12 protein-coding genes are annotated in these 15,680 nt (G+C 47.2%); all 12 read right to left on the reverse strand.

Features of this window, described 5'->3' with window-relative positions; all coding sequences use genetic code 11:
- Positions 1-341 precede the first annotated feature (341 nt).
- Positions 342-866, reverse strand: coding sequence for a nitroreductase family protein (locus BN6465_RS00405; RefSeq protein WP_066730633.1), 525 nt, complete (start codon positions 864-866; stop codon positions 342-344).
- Between the two features lie 100 nt (positions 867-966).
- Complete coding sequence (locus BN6465_RS00410) at positions 967-1,947, reverse strand: electron transfer flavoprotein subunit alpha/FixB family protein (protein WP_066730634.1); 981 nt, start codon at positions 1,945-1,947, stop codon at positions 967-969.
- Positions 1,947-2,741, reverse strand: a complete 795-nt coding sequence (locus tag BN6465_RS00415; RefSeq protein ID WP_066730635.1) for an electron transfer flavoprotein subunit beta/FixA family protein — start codon at positions 2,739-2,741, stop codon at positions 1,947-1,949. The genes BN6465_RS00410 and BN6465_RS00415 overlap by 1 nt, the downstream gene beginning before the upstream one ends.
- 28 nt (positions 2,742-2,769) lie before the next feature.
- Positions 2,770-3,930, reverse strand: coding sequence for an NAD(P)/FAD-dependent oxidoreductase (locus BN6465_RS00420; RefSeq protein WP_066731090.1), 1,161 nt, complete (start codon positions 3,928-3,930; stop codon positions 2,770-2,772).
- Between the two features lie 8 nt (positions 3,931-3,938).
- Positions 3,939-5,201 carry a Zn-dependent hydrolase gene (locus BN6465_RS00425; protein ID WP_066730636.1) on the reverse strand — a complete coding sequence of 421 codons (1,263 nt, stop codon included), beginning with the start codon at positions 5,199-5,201 and terminating at the stop codon, positions 3,939-3,941.
- A gap of 145 nt (positions 5,202-5,346) precedes the next feature.
- Positions 5,347-7,017: a PucR family transcriptional regulator gene (locus tag BN6465_RS00430; RefSeq protein ID WP_066730637.1), complete on the reverse strand. Its 1,671-nt coding sequence runs from the start codon at positions 7,015-7,017 to the stop codon at positions 5,347-5,349.
- A gap of 140 nt (positions 7,018-7,157) precedes the next feature.
- Positions 7,158-8,399, reverse strand: coding sequence for a M20 family metallo-hydrolase (locus BN6465_RS00435; RefSeq protein ID WP_066730638.1), 1,242 nt, complete (start codon positions 8,397-8,399; stop codon positions 7,158-7,160).
- A 23-nt stretch (positions 8,400-8,422) separates the two neighbouring features.
- Positions 8,423-8,629 (reverse strand): hypothetical protein, encoded by a 207-nt coding sequence (locus tag BN6465_RS00440; protein ID WP_066730641.1) that lies wholly within the window; start codon positions 8,627-8,629, stop codon positions 8,423-8,425.
- Between the two features lie 18 nt (positions 8,630-8,647).
- On the reverse strand, positions 8,648-10,261 hold the full coding sequence (locus tag BN6465_RS00445; protein ID WP_066730643.1) for an L-lactate permease: 1,614 nt from the start codon (positions 10,259-10,261) through the stop codon (positions 8,648-8,650).
- A gap of 34 nt (positions 10,262-10,295) precedes the next feature.
- Entirely contained in the window at positions 10,296-11,231 is a 936-nt protein-coding gene (gene arcC, locus BN6465_RS00450; RefSeq protein ID WP_066730644.1) for a carbamate kinase, read from the reverse strand.
- A gap of 22 nt (positions 11,232-11,253) precedes the next feature.
- Entirely contained in the window at positions 11,254-14,259 is a 3,006-nt protein-coding gene (gene fdrA / locus BN6465_RS20050; protein ID WP_074017749.1) for a bifunctional FdrA/YlbE family protein, read from the reverse strand.
- Positions 14,260-14,271: 12 nt separating this feature from the next.
- Positions 14,272-15,324, reverse strand: coding sequence for an ureidoglycolate dehydrogenase (gene allD / locus BN6465_RS00460; RefSeq protein WP_066730646.1), 1,053 nt, complete (start codon positions 15,322-15,324; stop codon positions 14,272-14,274).
- Positions 15,325-15,680 lie beyond the last annotated feature (356 nt).

The following is a 15,680-nucleotide window of genomic DNA, read 5'->3' on the forward strand; positions in this document are numbered from 1 at the left end:
TACGCTGTCAGAACTATATCTGGAATTTCAGGGTTGTTGTCTATTATTTAATTATCAAAGTTCTTTGTCCTGTCTCAGCGACAGCTCATTTATATTACCATAATTCGCCAGCATCTGTCAACAGTTTTTTTATTTTTCTTTTGCTGCCCCGGCGGCCTGTTTCCTGTCCCCGCGGTCAACGAATGTTATCTTACCATCTGGGATATGAATTGTCAACATTATTTTTATTTTTTATTTTATTCGTACAATTTTGACAATTTAGTCAGGAAAACCCTGCCGTTTTCTTCCTTTTTGTCGACAGGGTTTTTACTTGACACATATGCTTACATTATTTCAAAAAATTAAAAGCTTTCCTGATGTACCTTTTCCATGGGCAGCTTATCCAATTCATAAGCTTCTTTTTCTTCATTTGGCACTCCTATCGTAAGGATTGCCTGAAGTTTATAGTTTTCTGGGTAATTTAAGATATTTCTTACATATTCTTCCGCAGTTCTTCCATCCTCTGCTGTCCGCAGCCTGCCCTGTACCCAGCAGCTGCCAAGACCAAGGCTATGTGCCATCAAGTGCATGTTAGCCATTGCAACAGAGCAGTCTTCCGTCCATACATCTGTCGCGTCTTCATTTCCCAAGACCACAATCGCACATGCTGCTTCTTTGAGCATCTTTACTGAGCCGGCGCGGCAGCCTGCCATTTTCTCAAGCGTATCTTTGTTTTTCACAACAACAAAATCCCACGGGCGGATAGCCTTTCCTGACGCGGAAAGCAGACCTGCTTCAACAATTTTAGTAATATCTTCTTCCTGCAGGCTGTCCGGCTTGTAACTTCTGATACTACGTCTCGTTCTCATTACTTCTAATAAATCCATTCTTCTTCCTCCTTTACAAATCTCCACGGCAGAAAAGATACCCAAAGCGGATATCTCTTCATACCATATATTTTAAATTGTGATGGGGCATTCGTCAATCTTACAATGCCAGATAATTTTCCAAAACTTCTCTCAAATCAGCTACCATCCCATAATCAGCCACATTATAAATAGCCGCATGTTCATCTGTATTGATGGCGACAAAAAGTTTTGTGTCCTTCAATCCTTCGGTGTGCTGGATTGCGCCTGATACTCCGAGCGATATACAAATCCTTGGACGAATCGTATAACCGGTCTGTCCAATCTGATGGTCAAATGGAATCAGCTCCGAATCAACCATGGGCCTTGTACCGCCGATTGCCGCTCCTATTTTATCTGCAAACTGCTTTACCAGTTCAAAGTTATCATTTTCTACTGCGCCTCTTCCTCCTACTACCACGACTTCCGCCGAAAGTATACTGTCAGTTTCATCCTCTGAGGGCAGTACTTCCAGTACCTCAATCTGTGAATCCGGAACTTTTATGTCATTCATATAGATTACTTCGGCGGACGCCTCCTGCATCTCCGGCATAGTATATACACCGGGACGTACCGTCATCATCTGAGGATAACATCCTTCTTTTGTAACGATGGTGACAAACACATTTTCCCCGAATGATGGTTTATTCTGTTTAATATAGTAGGAACCGTCTTCTCTTGTCCCGACTAAAAGCTCTGTACAATCTGCTGTCAATCCACATTCCAGCTTCATGGCAACCCGTGAGAACAGAGAGCGTCCGACAGGCGTGGCCGGAATCAGAACGCTGGAAGGCTCAATTACTTTCAGCATATCTGCCAAAATCTGGCTTCCCGCATCGTCCTGAAGCAGAATGTCTTTCTCTGTTTTCACAACGTAGATTTTGTTTACGCCTAAGCATGTAAGTTCATCCACGATTGCATCACAGTCCTTTGCCATAACCACAGCGCTGATGTCTTCGCCTGTGGTTTCCCGGATAAGCTGTGCCGCAGTGACCAGCTCCGCGGCCGCCGGTTCTAATTTACCATGATAATTTTCTGCAAAAACACAAATTCCCTGCGCCATTATACCTTTCCTTTCTCCTCATCAATCAAGTTCTTCAGCATCTGCGCCAGTTCCGCTCCACTTCCGGTCAGCATCTGCGCCTTTCTTCCGTTCTCCGGCTCGAAGGAATCAATAACTTCCGTCGGTGAACCTGCAATTCCAACCTGATCGGCCGGCAGCGCAAGCTCTGCATTCGTGTAGGTCACAAGCGGTTTTGATTTAGCCGCACGTTTCGTCCTGAGTGTGGCAAGACGAGGGGTGTTACTTCCAAAATTCACGGAAACTACCGCCGGGAGAGTACATCCGACACGGATTTTGTCTTCGTGCATTTTTTTAACAACTTCAATTTTGCCAGCGAGGTTCTCGTCATATTTAATGCTCTGAATCTCCGAGACATGTGGAAGCCCTAACCTTTCCGCCACCATAGCGCCCACTTGTCCAGTAGCGCCGTCGGCAGAAAGTGCCCCGCTTAAGATAATATCGAATTGACCGTACATTTTTATGGCTTCGGCCAATACTTTTGCCGTGGCGATGGTGTCGCCGCCGGCTACCTGACGGTCCGTAATCAGACAGCTTTCATCACATCCCAGCGCCATCGCGTCCCGCAGCGCTTTTTCTGCGTCCGGAGGCCCCATGGTAAATACTACGACCTTACCTTCTGTCTGTTCTTTCAACACCATAGCTTCCTCAATTGCATTCAAATCCGCCGGATTGATCATCCCCTCCGAAGACGCACGCACAAGGGCATGGGTCTTCGGATCTACAGAGACATCATTGGATACCGGCACCTGTTTTATAAGAACCGCTATATTCATCTTTTCCTCCTAAATTCTACGTTGCCGATTAGCCCAACAGACGCTTGAACGCCCAATCCTCCAACAGCGGTGTGGACTCGCCTCTCATAATAAGTTTCGCAAGATCCCTGCTGGCTGCCGGTGCCTCGATAACGCCGTTTCCGCCGTAGCCTGTCGCCAGCATATAGCCTTCCATCGGAGTCTCGCCGAGAAGAGGAAGGAAGTCCTTCGGTTCTGCACGGTAGGACAGCCATGAGGAAACAAGTCCGCTGTCAACAATTCCGGGAACTTTCATCTCCAACTGCTCTAACAGGAAATCGATAAAGTAATCGTCCGTTCCGCCTGTTGCTGGAAGTTTGTCTGGATCCCACTGGCCTGCATGCATAGGATTGTTCAAGTCCATGGATAAGTGGGACTTACAGATGAAGATATTATCCCCTGCTCTAAGTCCATAGAATTCTGGGTATTTTAATACCGGGAATGTATAGTCAAGCTTCTTTCCCGGAGGAGACAGGAAGAATGCTTCCGCCTTTGTATGCCAAATCGGCACATCCATTCCAACCATTTCACCGGTGAACTTGCTCCACGGTCCGGTGCAGTCTACTACATAGTCAAATTCGTAGTCCTCTCCCTCGCTTGTCTTTAAGCCTGTCACTTTATTATTGTCAACTTTAATTTCCGTGACCTTCACACCTGTCTTAAGTGTACCACCGTTTTTCTGCATCTTCTTAGCGTAGGTATTGGAAATCATTGTCCCGTCAAAGAATCCATCATCCTGTGTATAGCCTGCCCCAAGAATATTTTCCGTAGAAATGTCCGGCAGAATCTCTTTAATCCTGTCTTTGTCTGTTATGTATTCCCCTGTGTATCCTGCTGCTTTTGTAAGCGCGATTCCAGTTTTGATAGTTGCTTCCACCGCCTCATTTGTAGCGACAACCAATGTTCCTGTCTTATCAAAGCCTGCGGAACCTTTTTCTTCTGCTTCCATCTTCAGATAAGACTCAAAGCCATAGAGCCTCACATCCCAGTATCTGTTTCTCAGTGAATCGTCAAACAGACATACTGTCCCTGCTGATTTTGCTGTAGAAGCACCACCTACCGTATCTTTTTCAAATACAACAACCTCTGCGTTGTCATAAAGACTCAGATGATATCCAAGACATGTTCCTGAAATACCTCCACCGATAATACCAATTTTCTTTTTCTCCATAACTTTACCTACCTTTCTTTTTTCAAACATGGTATCTCCATGCTGTCTACCTCTAAAACTGTATCCAATAATACGCTGCAGCCTCGCTTGATATCTTCCTCCATTGTCAGTTCATATCTGGAGTGGCTGATTCCTTCCACACTGGGGACAAATATCATCCCGGTGGGAAATACTTCTGTCATGAGCAGAGAATCATGGAATGCTCCGCTTGGAATTACCGTATACTCTGCCTTTTGCTTTGCCACCGCTTTTTCTATGGCCTGCTTCACCTGTGGGGACATAGGCGCCGGCGCGTGATAGGAGAGATGGATCCAAGTGAGTTCTTCTTCCATCTCGCCACAGATTGTCTCCAATTCTGCTTTTAACTTTTCTTCTATCAGTTTCATGACCTCTGCGCTCTGATCCCGGATTTCCAAAAGGAATTCACAATTTCCCGGGATAACATTGACTGAATTAGGCGTAACTTTCATGGTTCCTACGGTTGCCACGGTAAATTCATTGCCGTTTTCGGCAACAATCTTGGGCACGGCCGCGATAAATCTTGCGGCGGCCACAAGTGCGTCATGCCGGTCTTCCATTCTCGTGCTCCCCGCATGGTTGGCCTGACCTTTTACTTGTATTTCATAGCGGCTCACTCCCGCGATGGAGGAAACGATTCCCACGGGAATTTTATGTTTGTACAGAGAGACTCCCTGCTCTACGTGAAGCTCCAAGAAACAATGTACCGTTTCTGGATTACGTTTTGCCTTTGCTACATCAGAAACTTTGATTCCATATTTCTCGAACACTTCTTTTCTTGTCTGCCCGTACATATCTAAATCGGACTCTTGAATATGCAGGTCTTCCCCGCAGATTGCACCACTTCCCAGAAGCCCGTTTCCGAAGCGGAAGCCTTCCTCATCAGTGAATACGATGACTTCCAGCGGGTGTTTCAGCCGCTTTTTATTGGCAGCCAACATCTCGCAGACTTCAAGTCCCGCCACACATCCCAGAACTCCGTCGTACTTGCCTCCGTCCGGCACCGTGTCAAGATGAGAACCGATCAAGATAGCAGGAAGATCTTTGTTTTCGCCTTCCAGCCTTGCAATCATATTTCCGGCTTCATCCAGTCTTACAGGAATTCCAAGTTTTTCGAAATATCCCCTGAACTTCTGCCGGCCCTTGATATCTTCGTCTGAATAGGCCATTCTGGTAAATGTTCCGTCTTCTTTTTGTCCGCATAAATAGAGTTCTTCCAGACGGGTGATAATTCTCTTTATATCTACCTCCACCAAATCCCTCCTTTTTCTTTATCCATACCTCAATTCAACTGTATGGCTACATTATAGATATTTTTTTAACAATTTTCATCGGAGTATCAAGACAAAAAAAGGAAGACGGTTTATCCATAATGGATAAACCGTCTTCTGAACCATTTTATAGCCCTCTTTTATTATAATTTTCAATCATTTTATAGACCACAAGCCCTATCCGCACGGCCAGCATTTCATTGGCATTATCGAAATCCATTCCGGTAATCTTTGCAATCTTCTCAATCCTATAGGCTGCCGTCTTGTAATGCATGAACAAGTCTTGTGCCGTCTTGGACAGATTCTGGTTGCGCTCCAGATAAGTCTTGAGCGTTGTAATCAAATCCTCCCTCTGAGGTTTCTTGTAATCATACAGCTTCTGCAGTGATTCCGGTACATATTCTAAAAGCTGTTCCGGGTCGTCCAGCTGGCACAGGAGCTTAAAGATTCCCAAATCGGAAAACAGCATAATCTGAGAGCCGCCATCCTCCGCAATGTCTCCCGCAATATCAGCGAAAGCAAATGCGTCATTTGCCTCTTTATATGTCTCTGGAAGATGCAGTATGCCTTGAACCACTTTGCCGGCCCCGGCCTTTGCCTTCAGATATTTGTTCTGCTTCTCTATGTAAGACTGTACCCGCTCCAGCATCTCTTTTAGCTGCCCGCGCTGCTCTATCTGCGTGAAATCCGGATTCACCTCCTGAACCACCACCACCTTGTCAAGTTCTTTGTGGATTTTCACATCTCTTATCTGCCGCTCCAGCGCCTCTTCCAGAAGATTAATATGGCGGATCTTCTCATTGATATCCTTCTTTTTCTTTCCCTCATTGGTGACCCCGAACACCAGCACCCGATAGTAGCCGTCAATGTCAATCCCCAGCAGGCTCGTACTTTTCTTCAGCTCTTCAGCAGAGCTTACCTTGCCGCTTAATATATTGCACAGAATATCATTCTGGAACTTTTTCTCCAGCTCGGACACTGCAAATTTTCTAGAAAACTCATATTGAAGCGCCACTATTGCACTTTCCACGGCGATGCAGTCCATAAGGTTAAACGTAGACACTTTCTCTGTAATAACAAGATACATCTTCACACCTACATTGAGATGTATCTGAACAATATACTGGACATGCTCCCCTTTTTGGCGCATATATCTGTAATTAGTAAAAATACCCGGCTCATACTTTTTCACATTATCCAGCAGTTCAAATTCTGTAATCTCCTCGCTGCTCGTCCCACAGCAGGACATATTCTGATTAAAAAGCGCTACCGGATTGCGGATCAGCTTGTCCAGCATGTCCAAAATATCCGCAACAGGATTAGTTCTCGTATCACCCGAGAGGGACAGCGCCATAAAGTTATCGTGGGTCGTCTTATAATATTTCAGCTGCGTAACTTCTTCATTAAATAACCGCTCCATAATCAGGCACATGATAGCCTGAAATGAAATCTCAAAGGGCACTTCAAACACTGGTATGGCGTTGGCCTCCGCGAATTCTTCCAACAGGGCAATCTTGTCGTCCACCTGCTCGACCACTCTTCCCCTCTTCAGAACAAGACCACTGATTTTCTTTTTCTCCAGCTCATAAATATATCCCCTGAATTCATCGACCGTACAGGACTTGAACGCATACAGCCCGGTCAGCAGCAATTCTCCCCCATTGATGAATTTCACAATATCCGGAGCTTCAATAATCGTTACCCCTTTAATCTCATTATTCAGGCCCTTTTCCCCACACAGCAGAGTCATCTTCTCAAATTCTTCTGTCTGCAAAAGCTCTTTTACGGTAAATCCCATCTTTTCACCTCGTCCGTACATTTGTTAAAATCAATACTATTGTATCATAAACAAATAAGACCGTGCCATAACATTTTGTTATGGCACGGTCTTATTCATTATAATTGTGTTAATTCACACCTTTGTAAACTTATGATACTCTATTCCGTCACTAATTTTTCTGCAAGCTCTGCCGCAAGGACGGATGCCTTTGCAAAATCACTGTACTTAGAAAATTCAACCGGACAATGGCTTCGTCCGTCTTTGCTCGGCACAAAAAGCATGGCGGTAGGAATGGTCTGGCCGATTTCTAACGCATCGTGCCCGGCTCCGCTCGGCAGATATTTATAACTGATTTCGTGCTCCTGACAACTCTTCTCCATCACTTTCAGCATATCCATAGATAGCTGTACCGGTGTGATAGTCAGTTTGTTGTCCATCTCGTAGCTTCCGCCCATCTGCTTCACCTCGCGGTCCAGCGCCGCCCGGATGCGTCTTGTGATGTCGTTGATATTGTCATTATTTTTAGAGCGGATATCTACGGTGAACTCGCACTTTTCGGCAACAATATTCATTCCTCCCGGAACTGTGTTGATATATCCAATCGTGGCTACTGTCCCGTCTGCTTTTTCTCTCGCCCAGTCCGGAATCTTGGAAATGACTTTAGTTGCTGCATCCACGGCATCCATACGCATATCCATAGGGGTCGTTCCTGCATGGTCTGCTCTTCCGTATACGGTTACCATATAGCGCTGGATTCCTACGATACAGTCCACAAGTCCGATTTCAACGCCCTCTGCATCCAAAACCGGGCCCTGCTCAATATGTACTTCTAAAAAGTGTCCGATAGAGCCTTCTTTCCATTTTGCGTCCCCGATTTTTTCCGGATCCAGTCCGTACCCCTTCATGGCCTCATAGATAGAGATTCCATCTGTGTCCTTGAACTTTCTACAATACTCTACGTCACGGTCTCCCAGCATGGCGCCGGAACCAAAGTATCCTGTCCCAAAACGCATTCCTTCTTCGTCACAGAATCCCACTGCCGCAAAATTACGTTTTGGTGTAACACCCTTTTCCTTCAGCTGTCTCGCCACTTCGATGGCACAGACCGCTCCTGCGATTCCGTCAAAATCTCCGCCGTTTACAACAGAATCATAATGGGAACCCATCATTACACATGGCGCCTCTTGATCCTCCCCTTTCAAAATGCCGATGACATTTCCCGCCGCATCCTCGTGAACCTCGAGCCCGGCTTCCTCCATCAGGCTTCTTAAATATTCCACCGCTTCTTTCGCTTCTTTGGTGAACGGCAGCCTTGTGCACCCCTCTCCCGGCGTTGCGGTATATTTTTTCAAGTGCTCTAAATCTCTCGCAACTCTTCCAATAACTTCTTCAATAGCCATATATCTTTCCTCTTTCTTAACGATTATTTATTCTTTTTCAAACGGTCGAACACATACACTTTAAACGGCGAATAAAGCATCGCGATAACGATAATGGCAAATCCAATCAGACACAGCATATTATTAGCGCTGCCAAGTCCGGCCATAATTATGGCGAATGCGATGATAATTGCGATAAAAGCAACCGTCAGTCCGCCTTCTTTTGTCTGAAAAAAGCTTTTCTTTTCCATTTTTCTCATCTCCCGCTTTTACTGAATTCCGATAATAATGAACGTAATCAGGCCGATAACAATGGTGACCGGAACAGTTACGGACATGATTTTTTTCAATACTTTTCCTTCGCTGCCTAAGATATTGGCAGTCGTTGTCCCTAATATGATTTTACTTGGACTGACCGCGCTTCCAATTGCGCCTCCTGCAGACTGTGCCCCTAAAATCACAGAAGGATCTACATTCAACAGATTGGCAGTTGTCATCTGGAATCCTCCGAAAAGAATATTAGAACTCATATTACTTCCTGTCATAAAGGTTCCAAGCAGGCCCACAAACGGCGCCAGAACTACGTAAATCTTTCCCAGCACATTGGCGATTCCATTGGCCAGAACTACCGTCTGTCCTGTCCCGTCCATAATCTTTGACATAATCACAAGCCCGATGACCGCAATTCCTGAAGGCATGGTCATGGCTACAGATTTCGCAAATACCCGCTTTATGCCGCCTTCTTTAATCCATCCATGTTTTTTGTAGTATACAAGTCCAATCAAGGATGCCGCCAGCAGGAACATACTGGCATGGGTAAACGGCGCCAGCGGCGAAAAACTTTCACTTGCCGCATTGACATATCCGTATCCCGTGGACGTCTCGGGAAATGCAAATCCGAACTTGAACTGCCCGAGAAATTGATTGATTGGCTTCACGACCAGCACAATCATCGTGATTGCAGACAATAGAAAATAAGGTACGAACGCCTGTATCAGCGTCATATCTTCCGGCACATCGACAGCGGCGTCCTCGGTGAAACTGTGCTCCATAATACCACTGTCTTTCAGGCTCCATTCGTCTCTGTAAAGCTTCGTTCTTCCGAGGAGCAGCACCACGACCAGCGAAATACAAGATGGCACAAAACAGGAAATCGTGGTGTTTACCTGCGTGAGCAGAAGCTGCCCGCCGCCTTGAATCACCGACATGATAAGCACTGCTGCCAATCCTTTTTTGACCGCTCTTCCTTTACCATAGAACCAGCAGAGCGCTATGCCGCTGATTGCATTCCACATCCAGATAAATACAGCCGTCCACAGGGCAGTTGCCAGATATTCCTTACTGCCGACGGCCAGATTGGTACTCATTGCCAGCGAATCCCACGCCGCGCCCAAGGTGCCGAACGTATTGCCCCACGCCTGGCCAAACAGCGGGATAATGACAGCCCACATAGGTTTCACACCGATTCCCATCAACAAGGGAGCACCCACCGCAACCGGCACGCCGAACCCTGTAATACCTTGAAGAAAGCTCTCGAAAATCCAGCCCATCGCAAGTACCAAGAGAAGTTCGTTGGGCAGAAGCTTTCTCATGCCGTTTCGTATCACCAGAAAGGCCTTTGCCTCGTCGCCTACCTGATACATCAAGATAGCAGTCCACACTATCAGCAAAATGATAAACGCATTCCAGATTCCCTTCGCGCTCTCTGCCGCAATCAGCTTGATATCCGCCTTAAACAGCACAACTCCCGTTATAACGGTAATCAAGAGCCCTATCGGCGCGGCTTCTGTCGCTCCCCACTGGAACTTAATCATCAGCACCAGCAGTACGACAATCGGCAGAAATGCCATTGCCCACATAAACAGATTAATTGGTATATTCATGTCTTATCTCTTCTCGCTTTCCTTTAGGTTGTTATTAATAATGGATAACAGTCCCTGTCTCCCCTGCAATTCCTGCCGCAGCTTTATCCAGCAGCGTGATTAAAGTCTTCCGTCCTTCGCCCGACTCCGCAAACCGGATAGCCGCCTCGATTTTCGGAAGCATAGAGCCTTTTGCGAACTGATTTTCCTCAATATATTGCTTGGCCTGTTCCACCGTGAGGTCTGAGAGCCATTCCTGATTCTCTTTGCCGAAATTGATAGCCACCTTCTCCACGGCTGTCAGTATAATTAAATAGTCGGCTCCCAGCTGTGCCGCCAGAAGGCTGCTGGCGTTATCCTTGTCGATAACCGCGTTGACTCCCTGCAGTCTGCCGTCTCTGTCGACAACGGGGATGCCGCCGCCTCCACAGGTAATCACAATATGTCCCGCTTCCACCAGCGTGCGGATAGTTCCAAGCTCCCGGATTCTCTTTGGCATCGGGGACGCCACCGCCACGCGGTAACCTCTTCCCGCATCCTCCATAACGTGGACGCCGCCTGCCTCCATCTTTTTAGCCTCTTCTTCTGTGAGGAAGCGGCCGATTGGCTTTGTCGGGTTTTCAAATGCTTTGTCCGCCGCGTCTACCTCCACCTGAGATAAGATGGTAGATACTTTTCGGTCCATGTTTCGTTTATATAACTCATACTTGATTGCATTTTGCAGATCGATGCCAATATAGCCCTGACTCATTGCCACACTTGTAGGAAGCGGAATCTGCTTGAAGTTCTCATATTTGACCATGAGATTATCCATGGCGTCCTGTATCATCCCTACCTGCGGTCCGTTACCGTGGGTGATAATCATATCCGCCCCCTGCTCCGCCAGATCGACAATAACCTTCGCTGTCTTTTCTACCGCCTCTTTCTGCTCTTCTACGTCTTTGCCGAGGGCGTTTCCGCCCAGAGCAATGACAATCTTTTTCTTTTCCATGATACACTCCTGTTCTCTCTGTCTACAGAGTGAATCCCAGCTTCTTCGCATAGGCAGCAACCGCTTTTTCAAAGCATTCTACCGGCGGATGTACCGTACCTGCGCCAATCTGTCCATATCCCGCTATCTTATGAGCAATTCCTGTGTTGATGACCGGGGTGATTCCCTTTTCTACAACAAGTCTCGCATCGATTCCAAGGCAGATTCCCTGAAAATTCCAGTTGGGAACGATAAAGTTCGGATTACGGTCAATCGTAATCTCCGTCATCTCCGTGCTGGTGCGCAGCGCGTCTTCATAGCCGCCTGCTCCTACGAATCTCGTTACAGCCGGAGCCGCTATCATCGCCATCCCGCCTACGCCGAAAGTCTCCGTGATGGCGCTGTCGCCCATATCCGGGCAGGCATCCTCGCCGTCATAGCCTGTAAAGTAAAGTCCCTGCGGAACATTAACCGGGCCTGTGAACCACTCATCTCCCATTCCAGCGATACGGATACCGAATTCCACGCCGTTTCTGCACATTGCCGTGACAATGGTTCCCTCGGTGAGTGTTCTCGCTCCGTCCATGACAGCCTTCCCTGACGCCATCATGATATTCAAGAAGAACTGGTCTGTATCGGAAAGGAACTTGATTACGTCGTAACGGTCCTTTTCATCCATCTCAAGCTTGGTGATAACCGGAGCCACTTCCTTTAAAAATGCAAGAGACGCCGCAATATTTCTCTGGTGGAACTCGTCGCCCATGGCGATTGCCTTTGCCACCAGCGGATTGACATTGATGCCGCCCAGCTCCTGAATCGCTCTTCCAAGTGTAGGTCCAAGGATATCCCGCATCCAGCGCAGTCTCTCCACAACTTCCTCGGAATATGCACCGAAACGCAGTACTTTTCCGATTCCTTCGTTCATTGTACAGTAAGCCTCGTTGCCGTCCGTCACATTTTCCACCACGAACACAGCCATATTTGCAGACGTAATACCACCCATAGGTCCGACTGCCTTCACATGGTGGCAAGGGATGAACTTCACTTCCCCTGACTCCAGAAGCTTTCTTGCATCCGCTTCGTTGTCTGCCCATTCTTCAAAAAGAACAGCTCCCACACAGGAACCCTGTACCGGGTCAGGCATATTCTTATATTCAATCGGCGGGCCTGCGTGAAGGATTACCTTTCCTTCATTCAGCTCTTTAATCACTGTTTTCGCCAAAACTACATTCTTGATGACCGGCTGGCTCGCAACTACCTTTGCAATCACGGCGCGGTTCGCCTCATCAATATCAAATCCCTCATAATTTCTCAGGAAATTCAAGGTCTTAATCAGCTCTACATTTCCTCCTGCCGGCGGCATCCAGTCATACTGCACCGCCTCGCAGCCAAACTGCTCTGCCACTTCCGCAAAACTCTTCAGCCCGATGTTGATGATTTTCGGTTTCTCGGACAACATCTTAAGCAGCTTTTCGGACGGTGTTCCCGGAGTCACATCTGCCGCCTGTTTCGGGCGGATTTCTTTCTTCGGCTCGGTAAAATCAAGCCCAATCGCCTGAATTGCCGTGCGTACCGCAAGCTTATTTGTCTCGCACACGATAACGCCTGCCGCCTTCATCTTATTGACCGCCTCGTCATAACCCTGATAGTCTCTTCTCGTACCACAGACCGTTGCCACAAAGAATATCTTTCTTCCCTCTGCTTTTGCCTTCTCCTGAAGTTCCTCAATCGCCGGAAGCAGCGCGCCTGCCATATCCTCGTGAGAGCCGTAGCCCAGCATAATGTCTAATAACACAACACCGGTAGAAGCATCGTCCATCGCCTCTCTCATACATTCGATACGCTTTGCCGGATCGATCATCGGATGAGGCTTGCCCTGTGTATATACATCATCGCCCAAATCTACTACGATATGGCCGTCTGTGTTAAGCATAAAGCCTTCTGCCTTCTGAGGCGGAACCTTCATATCAAGCGCTTCTTTTATCAGCATGGCGGCCTCCCCCGCCAGTGTACCACCGGAGTAATAAGCCTTAATCGTCTTCTTCGCCTCAGCCGGATAGAATTCAGATTTATCTACCTCGACCTCGCCTTCCTTCACTTCCTCGCCCCGCACGAGACTTACCGCAAGACGCGCAGCCTCGTCCAAAGTGTAAGTGTGGTAGAAGTTTTCCTCGTGATATTCCGGCTTTTCTCCTAAGAACAATGTGATGACCGGCTTTTTGAAGACGCTAAGTCTCGCGGAAATCTTCTCTCTGACTTCCTTTGCCGGCGGCTTGGAGATAACTATCAGCACCTTGACAGAGTCATCCCCCTCCATGGCGTCGATCATATCCAGCATGGTGATTCCGCCCACTTCCTTTGACAGGTCACGCCCGCCAGTTCCGATGGCGTTCTTTACACCCTCGCCGAGACGGTCGATGATTGTGGTAAGCTCCTGTATTCCAGTTCCGGACGCCCCGATGATACCGATAGAGCCGGGTGTAACATTGTTGGTAAACGCAACCGGTACGCCCTGAATAATACTGGTTCCACAGTCAGGCCCCATCACTGCAAGGCCTTTTTTATGTGCTTTTTCTTTTAAGCTTTTCTCATCTTCAATTGAGACATTGTCGCTGAACATAAAGACATTCATTCCTTCATCCAGCGCGCGGTCCGCCTCAAGCGCCGCATAGGCTCCCGGAATAGAGATAACTGCCAAATCCGCATCCGGCATCTTTGCCAGCGCTTTATCCCATGACTTCACGCTCTCTGCGCCTTTCTTGCCTTCGTTTGCAGTAGACTGTTTCTTAAAGAACTCATCCACCTCTGTCATAATCGTATCTAACAGACTGTCATCGTTGACATCCGCAACCACGACCATATCGTTTGCCGTCGATTCCATCAGTTCTTCTGTGTCCAGTCCGCTCTGTTTGAAAATATCTTTATTGGCCGGTGTAGCCATCATGATGGACACCTTATTTACGCCTTCAATTGTTGAAATCTGATTTGTCAGAAGCATCAATACGACCGAGTCATGATAGCTCCCTTTTTTTACAACTGTCTTTAACATTTTCTTTTCTCCTTAATCTGCAAATCTATTTTTGTGGTCATATCTGTTGTAGTGAATATCATCGCTTTTCAAATACTCATAGATATCGTCCACAATCTCGACACCGCCTGTCGCATAAGTTTTTTCCTTGCGGAGAACTGCTCTCTCTCCCGGATAGTATACCTTGTCGTATCCCGGAGCCGTAGGCATGGCATTCAGCTCATCGCAAGACTGAGACATACTCTTCTTGAACTGCTCAATCCCCACAAAACGATTCGGATCCATAACGATGTGCATCTGTCCAAGCTCTCTTCCCTTGGAACAGTCATGATACATAGAGCTTACGTGTTTGCCGAAAGGAACCCCGGTAAGAATCCCGGAAAATACGTCCACCATCATCATAAGTCCGTATCCCTTTGCCCCGGCAATCGGTACCAGCGCATTTACCAGACTCGGGTCAGTGACCGGATTCCCCGCTGCGTCCACCGCCCATGTATCAGGAATAGATTCTCCTTTTGACCTCTTATCCAAAATCTTGCCCCACGCCTGAACGGTCGTAGCCATATCAAAGACTACCTTTCTGCCGTCAGCTGTCGGCGCCGCAAAAGAAATCGGGTTGGTTCCGTAATACGGCTCTGTTCCGCCTGTCGGCACCGCCATCGGGTCTGACTGGCAGAAAGAAATTGCCACCATATCTTCATCCGCAGCCATCTCCGTGTAATAGCCCAGAGAGCCACTGTGAGAAATATTTCTCAAACCTACCACCGCGATTCCGTTTTTCTTCGCCATCTCAATCGCTTTTTCCATAGCCAGCTTTGCAGCCACATAACCACATCCATTATCCCCCTCGAAAATAGCGGAACAGGGGCCAGTCTCCTTGAACTCAAATTTAGGGGCCACCGTGATTCCCCCTTTTGAAATCCTCTCACAATAATACTCTACACGAACTGCTCCGTGAGAATGATATCCCCTTTCATCCGACCACGTCAGCACTTCCGATGTGATATCAGCATGCTCCTCGCTGAGTCCTGCCTGCATCAGTTTGTTCTGCATCAGGCTTTTCAATTCTGTTCTTGAAAGCTTCATGTTTCTTACCATCCTTTTTGTCTGAATCAGACTGTTAATTAGTTTTAAAAAAATATGTGTGTCAACCAGTTTTATAGGTTAATTATCACAATTTACACCTGTTTTTTCAACCACAAGACTAGATAAATGAGGTACGGTTTTTTATCCTTTTTTTTCACTATTGTCAATTTTTTCACGGACAGTGACAACAAAGTGTGCGGCTGCGGAGCAGCTTTCCTCTGCACATTGTGTGCATCCCCCCGAAGGGGTCTTCATAACATAGGAAACGAGGACTCCTATGTCATAACAAAGTGGACAAGGCCACTTCAGCTCCCTATATCCTTCACTCATGAGGGACTTGTACACTTTGCGCGCCA

The sequence above is a fragment of the Bariatricus massiliensis genome, assembly GCF_900086725.1.
Taxonomy (GTDB): domain Bacteria; phylum Bacillota; class Clostridia; order Lachnospirales; family Lachnospiraceae; genus Allocoprococcus; species Allocoprococcus massiliensis.

Excerpts from the sequence above, each read along its gene's own strand:
- BN6465_RS00405 (WP_066730633.1), bottom strand. The coding sequence starts at position 866 with ATGGATTTATTAGAAGTAATGAGAACGAGACGTAGTATCAGAAGTTAC.
- BN6465_RS00410 (WP_066730634.1), bottom strand. The coding sequence starts at position 1,947 with ATGGCGCAGGGAATTTGTGTTTTTGCAGAAAATTATCATGGTAAATTA.
- BN6465_RS00415 (WP_066730635.1), bottom strand. The coding sequence starts at position 2,741 with ATGAATATAGCGGTTCTTATAAAACAGGTGCCGGTATCCAATGATGTC.
- BN6465_RS00420 (WP_066731090.1), bottom strand. The coding sequence starts at position 3,930 with ATGGAGAAAAAGAAAATTGGTATTATCGGTGGAGGTATTTCAGGAACA.
- BN6465_RS00430 (WP_066730637.1), bottom strand. The coding sequence starts at position 7,017 with ATGGGATTTACCGTAAAAGAGCTTTTGCAGACAGAAGAATTTGAGAAG.
- BN6465_RS00435 (WP_066730638.1), bottom strand. The coding sequence starts at position 8,399 with ATGGCTATTGAAGAAGTTATTGGAAGAGTTGCGAGAGATTTAGAGCAC.
- BN6465_RS00440 (WP_066730641.1), bottom strand. The coding sequence starts at position 8,629 with ATGGAAAAGAAAAGCTTTTTTCAGACAAAAGAAGGCGGACTGACGGTT.
- BN6465_RS00445 (WP_066730643.1), bottom strand. The coding sequence starts at position 10,261 with ATGAATATACCAATTAATCTGTTTATGTGGGCAATGGCATTTCTGCCG.
- arcC (WP_066730644.1), bottom strand. The coding sequence starts at position 11,231 with ATGGAAAAGAAAAAGATTGTCATTGCTCTGGGCGGAAACGCCCTCGGC.
- fdrA (WP_074017749.1), bottom strand. The coding sequence starts at position 14,259 with ATGTTAAAGACAGTTGTAAAAAAAGGGAGCTATCATGACTCGGTCGTA.
- allD (WP_066730646.1), bottom strand. The coding sequence starts at position 15,324 with ATGAAGCTTTCAAGAACAGAATTGAAAAGCCTGATGCAGAACAAACTG.